Below are 7,028 nucleotides of genomic sequence, written 5' to 3'. Positions count from 1 at the left end.
AAGTCACGAACGGTACGCTCGCAATACTCATGAGTGCTTGAACAGGTTTTCTGGCACCCGCCGCAGGATGGGAATCGGGTGGGATGGGGAATCAGGTCGATCTGAAGCGCGTCGCCATCAGGCTTGATCGTGACGACAGAAAAGCCCTCCCAAAAAGGAAGGAAAGTATTAATATCGCGCATAAGAACGCCGGTTTGTTAGATGTGTTTGCTCGCACGAACATCATCAATCAAATCGGCGTTCTTGTTTCTGTGTTTCCCGGGATTCCGTGAAGAACCTTTTTTTATGGGGAGTGATTCTTGACACTGGCCGGTCAGCTTCTCTAGGATGCCGCTCATGCGCCGATTTAAACAGCTACTTGCGGGGCGCCAGGTGACTCTCCCGTTGCCGATAGAAGCCGGAAAGAACGGTTTCGAAATACCGCTAAAGCGCTGGTTCGGTGTTGCCTCTCACCTGCCATGCAGACTTTCGAGGCAGAGACACGACACGATGAACGCACCCAGTCCCCTTGTACGTCTTGCGCCGATCACGGCGAACCTTGTGCAACGCAACCCGAAAATTCTCTTGGGCGGCACTCACCAGCCAACACTCTTGCGTTACCTCGACGGCTGGCCGCGTCGCAACCACGGGCCTGCCGCTTTCCTGATCCAGTTTGTCGAAGACGGTGAGTCGCTGGCGCGTTTTGCCAATGACAGCTTCGACCTGGCTGTCATCCAGTCCCCCAGCGCAGCGGACGCTCCTGAAATGATCCGGCAACTGACCCGTGTCGCACGGCAGGGCTTGATCACGCGCCGTTGAGGTGAAGGTTACGGATACGCGATGTCCACGATGTAGACCCGTTTCTCGCCTGTGGGCGTCTGGACGCTGACCTCGGCGTCCAGGGCCTTGCCGATCAGCGCCCGTGCCAACGGCGAGTCGATGCTGATCAGGTTCTGCTTCAGGTCCAGCTCGTCCGGGCCGACGATGCGGTAGCGTGATTCCTTGCCGTCCTCATCTTCAACCGTGACCCAGGCGCCAAAATATACCTTGTTCGGATCGCTGGGTTTTTCACTGACCACTTTGAGCGCTTCGAGGCGCTTGGTGAGGAAGCGCACGCGACTGTCGATTTCCCGGAGCATTTTCTTGCCGTAGGTGTATTCGGCATTTTCCGAACGATCCCCCTGGGCTGCCGCCTCGCTGACCGCCTGGGTCACCTGGGGACGGCGCACATGCCATAGCTCATGGAATTCAGCGCGCATCCGCGCTTCACCCTCGGGGGTGATCAGCGCGGTGCCGGCGGAGCGAGGTGGGCGATAACGGCTCATGGCAACTTCTTGTGATAGCGAAGCCGGGAGTCTATCAACCCTCGCGCAATACTGTCAGCGGGCTGGCGTTGAGCGCCCGACGGGTGCCGAACACCCCGGCTGCGCCGATCAACAAAGCCCCCAGCAGCGGTAATACCAACAGCCATGGATGCGGATGCCAGGGCAGGTCGAAGGCGTACCGGTAAAGCACCAGGCTCACCAGTTCCGAACCCAGGGCCGCCAGCAGCCCACTGACGGCGCCCAGCAGGCCGAACTCGATGCGCCGGGCCTTGACCAGCAGGGGCCGTTCGGCGCCCAGTGCGCGCAACAGCGCGCCTTGGCGGATCCGCTCGTCGAGGGTCGCCTGCAGGCCGGAGAACAACACCGCCATTCCCGCCGCCAGCACGAACAGCAACACGTACTCCACGGCCAGGGTCACTTGGGCCAGGATGCTGCGCAGTTGTTCGAGCAGGGCCTCGACTTGCAGGATCGTCACCGCCGGAAAGGCCCGGGAAAGGTCGACGATCTGTTGGTCGTGGCCCGGCGCCAGGTAGAAACTGGTGAGGTAGGTCGCCGGCAGGTCTTTCAATGTACCGGGCTGGAAGATCATGAAGAAGTTGGGTTGGAAATTGTCCCAGTTGATTTCCCGCAGGCTGGTGACCTTCGCTTCACGGTTGACCCCGCCCACGCTGAAGACCAGGTGGTCGCCCAACTTGATCTTGAGGTTCTCGGCCACTTTGCCTTCCACCGAAACCCCCGGGACATCGTCCGCAGGCTGCTGCGGCCACCAGGTCCCTGCAGTGACGACGTTGCCCGACGGCAGGTCCGCAGCCCAGGTCAGGCTCAGGTCGCGCTGCAGCGCCCGGTCACCCGCCGAGTCCTTGGTGACGAACTCCGTGGCCGGTTCGCCATTGATGCTGATGAGGCGCCCAGGTACCACGGGATAGAGCGGAGCCGATTGTGCGGACAATTCCAGCAGTTTGTCGGTGAAGGCCTGCTTGTCGTTGGGCAGGATGTTCAGGGCGAAGTAATTCGGCGCGTCTTTGGGCAACTGGTTTTGCCAGGTGTCCAGCAGTTCACCGCGCAGTAGCGCGATCAACGCCATGGACAACAGGATCAGGCCGAACGCCAAGGCCTGGCCGGCGGCGGCCAAGGGATGGCGCAGCAATTGGCCGAGGCCCAGGCGCCAGGGCAGGGCGGCGCGGGCGAGCAGGCGACGCAGGCTCTGGAGCAGCAGCAACAACAAGCCGCCCAGCACCAGCGCGGCAACGACGCCACCGCCCAGCAGGGCGAAGGTCAGGACCAGGTCCAGGCTCAGGCGCCACATGATCAGGCCCAGGGCACCTAGAGCGGCACCGTAGATCACCCAGGAGCTGGACGGGATCGGCAGCATGTCCCGGCGCAGCACGCGCAACGGTGGCACCCGTCCCAGCGCAGCCAGTGGCGGCAGGGCGAACCCGGCCAGCGCCACCAGCCCGGTGCCGATCCCGGCGACTGCAGGCAGCAGGCCGCCCGGCGGAACGGTGGTGGGCAGCAGGTCGTGCAGCAGGGCGAACAGGCCCAGTTGGGCGATCCAGCCGAGCAGGGCGCCGCTGATGCTGGCGAGCAGGCCCAGCACCGTCAATTGCAGGCTGAACAGCACCATGGTTTCTCGACGTGAAAGGCCCAGGCAGCGCAGCAGCGCGCTGGCATCGAAGCGTCGGGTGGCAAAGCGGTTGGCCGAGAGCGCGACGGCGACCCCGGACAGCAAAACCGCCACCAGGCTGGCCATGTTCAGGTAGCGCTCGGCCTTGCCCAGGGCGCCGCCGATCTGACGGTTGCCGTCGCGGGCATCCTGCAGGCGCTGGTTGGCTTCAAGGCCAGGCTTGACCAGGTCGCGGTAGGTTTGCAAGGCCGGTGCCGGACCGCGCCACAGGTCGCGATAGCTGACCCGGCTGCCCGGTTGCACCACGCCGGTGGCCTCCAGGTCCTTGAGGTTGATCAGCACTCTCGGGGTGAGGCTGTAGAAATTGCCGGCGCGATCCGGTTCATAGGTCAGCACTCGGGCCAACCGCAGGGTTTGGTTGCCAACGTCGATGCTGTCGCCGATCTTCAGGTCCAGTGCCGTCAGTAGTCGCGCCTCGACCCAGGCCTCGCCAGGGTTCGGACGGCCGCCGGTTTCTTCCGGCGCGAACGGGGCGGGGCTGCTTTTCAGCTCGCCGCGCAATGGATAGCGGTCATCGGCCGCCTTGACGCTGGACAGCTGGATGCCATTGTCGGTGGCCACGACACTGGAGAACTCCACCACCCGGGCGTGTTCCAGCCCCAGTTCGGTGCCGCTGCGGATCTGTTCCGGACGGGCCGGCGAGCTGCCTTCGAGCAGCAGGTCGGCGCCGAGGAATTCGGTGGCGCGCATCATCATCGCGCCGTTGAGGCGGGCACCGAAGTAGCCGATGGCGGTACTCGCCGCCACCGCCACCAGCAGGGCGAAGAACAACACCCGCAACTCACCGGCGCGGGCATCGCGAAGCAATTGACGGACAGCGAGACTGAACAGGCGCAACAGCGGCAAGCGTGCCATCAAGGCTCCAGAGGGGCGACCATCTCGCCGGCTTCAAGTCGGATCAGGCGCCGGCAGCGATGGGCCAGGCGTTCATCATGGGTGACCAGCACCAGGGTCGTGCCGCGTTCCTTGTTCAGTTCGAACAGCAGGTCGCTGATGCGCTCGCCGGTGTGGCTGTCGAGGTTGCCAGTGGGCTCGTCGGCAAACAACACGTCGGGCTCGGCAGCAAAGGCCCGGGCAATGGCCACCCGTTGCTGTTCGCCGCCGGAGAGCTGGCGCGGTGAATGGGTCAGGCGCTGGCCCAGGCCGACGCGCTGCAGCAGTTGCGTGGCGCGTTCGCGGGCATCCTTGCGGCCGTCAAGCTCCAGCGGAAGCATGACGTTTTCCAGTGCGTTGAGGCTGTCGAGCAACTGGAACGACTGGAAAACGAAACCGACATGCTCGGCGCGGATCCGCGCACGCTGGTCTTCATCCAGTGCGCTGAGGGCCTGGCCGGCGAGTGTGACCTCGCCGCTGCTGGGCAGGTCGAGGCCGGCCAGCAGGCCCAGGAGCGTGGATTTTCCGGAACCGGACGCGCCGACGATGGCCAGGCTGTCGCCTTTGTTCAGTTCCAGGCTGAGTTCGTGCAGGATGGTCAGTTCACCTTCCGCGCTGGCGACCACTTTGCTAAGGTCCGTCGCGGTGAGAATGCTTGAGCCCATGGAGAATCCGATGCGTGTGTGGTTTTTGAGTGCCGGCCTGGCCTTGATGTGCATGGCCCAGAACGCAGCGGCGGGTACAGTCCTGATCGTTGGCGATAGTATCAGCGCGGCTTTCGGCCTGGATACCCGACAAGGGTGGGTGTCGTTGCTCGAACAGCGGCTCAAGGCCGAGGGTTTTGACGATAAAGTGGTCAATGCCTCCATCAGCGGGGACACCAGCGCCGGAGGCCAGGCGCGGCTGCCGGCGCTGCTTGCAGCCCATAAACCGGACCTGGTGATCCTGGAGCTGGGTGGCAACGATGGCTTGCGCGGGCAACCGCCAACGCAATTGCAACAAAACCTTGCAGCGATGATCGACAGTTCCCGGGCAAGCGGTGCCAAGGTGTTGTTGCTGGGCATGCAACTGCCGCCCAATTACGGGCGCCGATACACCGATGCCTTCGCCCGGGTCTACAGCACCCTGGCCGAGGAGAAAAAAGTGCCGCTGGTGCCGTTTTTCCTCAAGGATATCGGAGGTGTTCCCGGAATGATGCAAGGCGACGGATTGCACCCGTCCGTCGCCGCCCAGGGCAAGTTGCTGGAAAATGTCTGGCCGACGCTGAAACCGCTGCTTTGACGCTTTTCTACCGGCGGGCTTTCGGCTAATGTGGCGCCCCCGATTTGGAGCCCCCGATGCCGCGTCCCGCCTGGTCCCTGTTTGCCTACCAACTGATCGAGCCTGACGAGCAGCTGGATCTGTTCGCCTGCCAGGAAGTACGGGTGCATCTGGTGACCCGGCAGTTGGAACTCGGTGGCTCGGCCGACCGGACCCTCTGCGGTAGCCTGCTGCCGGCCCAGCCGCGCTGGTCGAGCGTCGATCGCAAGATTTTCCAGGATCATCGCCTGTGCTCGCTGTGCCGGGCGATCCTGGAATCCCAGAAGCGCGGAACCTCGCCGATCTGGCCGGAGCTGCGGTTCGAGTTGTAATCCCTCAGCGCGGGGTGAATGCCGAAAAATGCTGTGCATCGGACGCCGCCTTACCGCTCTCCCCGAAATAAAGAGTGGCAGTGTACAATCGCCGTTTTCATACCCCTTGTTCGATCTGCGAAGGATTTCCCGGATGTTGCCGCGCTTGCCTGCCGTCGCCCGCTGCCTGTCTCTTGCCGCCCTGTGTATGGCGGGCCCCGTTGCCGCACTCGAGCTGCCTCTGCCACCGCCGGGTGAAGACATCGTTGGCCAGGTGCAAGTCATCAAGGCCAAATACGAAGACACTTTCGCCGACCTGGGCACCACCTATGACCTGGGCTACAGCGAGATGGTCGCCGCCAACCCGGGGGTCGATCCCTGGTTGCCTGGTGCTGGCACCGAGATCGTGCTGCCCACCCGCTTTATCCTGCCGCCGGGCCCGCGCGAGGGTATCGTGATCAACCTGGCCGAGTACCGTCTCTACTATTTCCCCAAGGGGCGGAACGTGGTCTACACCTTCCCGCTGGGGATTGGTCGTGAGGGCTGGGGCTCGCCGATCGCCCACACCAGCATCATCGCCAAGACTCCGAACCCGACCTGGACTCCGCCCGCATCGATCAAGGCCGAACACGCTGCCGACGGCGATCCGTTGCCGAATGTCGTGCCCGCCGGTCCGGATAACCCGCTGGGCCCTTTCAAGTTCACCCTGGGTACCCCGGGCTACCTGATCCATGGTTCGAACAAGAAGTTCGGCATCGGCATGCGGACCAGCCACGGTTGTTTCCGGATGTTCAACAACAACGTACTGGAAATGGCCGGCATGGTTCCGGTGGGCACGTCGGTGCGGATCATCAACGATCCCTACAAGCTGGGCTTGAGCGGTGGCAAGGTGTACCTGGAAGCGCATACGCCGCTGGACGACAAGGGCAACCCGTCGGTGGTGGACAAGCACACCGCGGTGATCAATGCGATGCTCAAGCGCGAAGACATCACCAGTAACCTGCGCATGAACTGGGACGTGGTGCGGGATGTGGTGGCGGCGGAAGATGGCCTGCCGGTGGAAATCGCCGTTCCCAATACCTCGGCACCGATGGTCTCGAGCGCGCCGATCGACTTGCAGCAGTAAAACTCGAAAGCAACCCGCCGACGTTTCGCGATGTCGGCGGGTTTTTTATCGCCTGCTTAAACGCCAAGCAATCGGCATAGGAGACGGCCTTCATAGGCCGTTCCCCTGCCACACCACCCGGCATGCGGGTCCGCACCGGGCGGTTCGAGAGATTGAGGTCAGGAGAGACGCGGTAAACCCGTTCTGTCGAACCACGCTATATCGAGCACTCGGTTGAGTTCAAGAGCGCTATTGCGCCACCAGCAGCGAGAGCTTCCCGCCACTTTGCGAGCAGTAGCCTCACTTGCACCCAACCTGCGTAGCTCTCGATAGATCGTTGAACTACGCCGCCATTGCTTGAGCTGGATTGCTCGTAGTCGGTGTCGTATCCATTCATCTAACTCTCGCCAGATTCTGGGAGTTTGCGACAAGCCGAAATATCCCTTCCAGCC

General features: G+C 63.0%; 8 protein-coding genes and 1 pseudogene. 4 read left to right on the top strand and 5 right to left on the bottom strand.

The genetic code is table 11. The annotated features are described in order from the left end of the window. A pseudogene (locus tag BLP82_RS31435) lies at positions 1-182 on the bottom strand (ISL3 family transposase); the annotation flags it as partial. 307 nt (positions 183-489) lie between these two features. On the opposite strand from BLP82_RS31435, the gene BLP82_RS29720 reads away from it, so the two are divergent. Continuing rightward, positions 490-798 (top strand): hypothetical protein, encoded by a 309-nt coding sequence (locus BLP82_RS29720; RefSeq protein ID WP_024618163.1) that lies wholly within the window; start codon positions 490-492, stop codon positions 796-798. 8 nt (positions 799-806) lie between these two features. Here BLP82_RS29720 and greB read toward each other — a convergent pair whose 3' ends face one another. From greB to BLP82_RS29705, 3 genes are read right to left on the bottom strand one after another with little or no spacing between them, the layout of a single operon-like run. Continuing rightward, the gene (gene greB, locus BLP82_RS29715; protein ID WP_092177115.1) at positions 807-1,304 is read right to left on the bottom strand and encodes a transcription elongation factor GreB; all 498 of its coding nucleotides are present in this window, start codon (positions 1,302-1,304) and stop codon (positions 807-809) included. 34 nt (positions 1,305-1,338) lie between these two features. Beyond that, the gene (locus BLP82_RS29710; protein ID WP_092177112.1) at positions 1,339-3,843 is read right to left on the bottom strand and encodes an ABC transporter permease; all 2,505 of its coding nucleotides are present in this window, start codon (positions 3,841-3,843) and stop codon (positions 1,339-1,341) included. Next, positions 3,843-4,526: an ABC transporter ATP-binding protein gene (locus BLP82_RS29705; RefSeq protein ID WP_060738553.1), complete on the bottom strand. Its 684-nt coding sequence runs from the start codon at positions 4,524-4,526 to the stop codon at positions 3,843-3,845. Before BLP82_RS29705 ends, BLP82_RS29710 begins: the two co-directional genes overlap by 1 nt. Before the next feature lie 10 nt (positions 4,527-4,536). Here BLP82_RS29705 and BLP82_RS29700 point away from each other — a divergent pair, with 10 nt between their 5' ends. The 3 genes from BLP82_RS29700 to BLP82_RS29690 all read left to right on the top strand — a co-directional run bounded on the left by BLP82_RS29700 (position 4,537) and on the right by BLP82_RS29690 (position 6,597). Next, positions 4,537-5,142, top strand: a complete 606-nt coding sequence (locus tag BLP82_RS29700; RefSeq protein WP_092177109.1) for an arylesterase — start codon at positions 4,537-4,539, stop codon at positions 5,140-5,142. A gap of 56 nt (positions 5,143-5,198) precedes the next feature. Continuing rightward, positions 5,199-5,492 carry a hypothetical protein gene (locus BLP82_RS29695; RefSeq protein ID WP_003199347.1) on the top strand — a complete coding sequence of 98 codons (294 nt, stop codon included), beginning with the start codon at positions 5,199-5,201 and terminating at the stop codon, positions 5,490-5,492. A gap of 133 nt (positions 5,493-5,625) precedes the next feature. Next, positions 5,626-6,597, top strand: coding sequence for a L,D-transpeptidase family protein (locus tag BLP82_RS29690; protein ID WP_092177106.1), 972 nt, complete (start codon positions 5,626-5,628; stop codon positions 6,595-6,597). A 158-nt stretch (positions 6,598-6,755) separates the two neighbouring features. Here the strand turns inward: BLP82_RS29690 and BLP82_RS29685 are convergent. Continuing rightward, positions 6,756-7,028: group II intron maturase-specific domain-containing protein (locus BLP82_RS29685; protein WP_305883183.1), on the bottom strand; the 273-nt coding region annotated here is incomplete at its 5' end.

It is taken from the genome of Pseudomonas sp. NFACC37-1 (assembly GCF_900101575.1).
In the GTDB taxonomy this organism is placed as follows: domain Bacteria; phylum Pseudomonadota; class Gammaproteobacteria; order Pseudomonadales; family Pseudomonadaceae; genus Aquipseudomonas; species Aquipseudomonas fluorescens_AA.
The sequence above is the reverse complement of the archived record's forward strand: the minus strand, read 5'-3'. Positions and strand labels throughout refer to the sequence as shown.

Excerpts from the sequence above, each read along its gene's own strand:
- BLP82_RS29705 (WP_060738553.1), bottom strand. The coding sequence starts at position 4,526 with ATGGGCTCAAGCATTCTCACCGCGACGGACCTTAGCAAAGTGGTCGCC.
- BLP82_RS29695 (WP_003199347.1), top strand. The coding sequence starts at position 5,199 with ATGCCGCGTCCCGCCTGGTCCCTGTTTGCCTACCAACTGATCGAGCCT.
- greB (WP_092177115.1), bottom strand. The coding sequence starts at position 1,304 with ATGAGCCGTTATCGCCCACCTCGCTCCGCCGGCACCGCGCTGATCACC.
- BLP82_RS29690 (WP_092177106.1), top strand. The coding sequence starts at position 5,626 with ATGTTGCCGCGCTTGCCTGCCGTCGCCCGCTGCCTGTCTCTTGCCGCC.
- BLP82_RS29700 (WP_092177109.1), top strand. The coding sequence starts at position 4,537 with ATGCGTGTGTGGTTTTTGAGTGCCGGCCTGGCCTTGATGTGCATGGCC.
- BLP82_RS29720 (WP_024618163.1), top strand. The coding sequence starts at position 490 with ATGAACGCACCCAGTCCCCTTGTACGTCTTGCGCCGATCACGGCGAAC.
- BLP82_RS29710 (WP_092177112.1), bottom strand. The coding sequence starts at position 3,843 with ATGGCACGCTTGCCGCTGTTGCGCCTGTTCAGTCTCGCTGTCCGTCAA.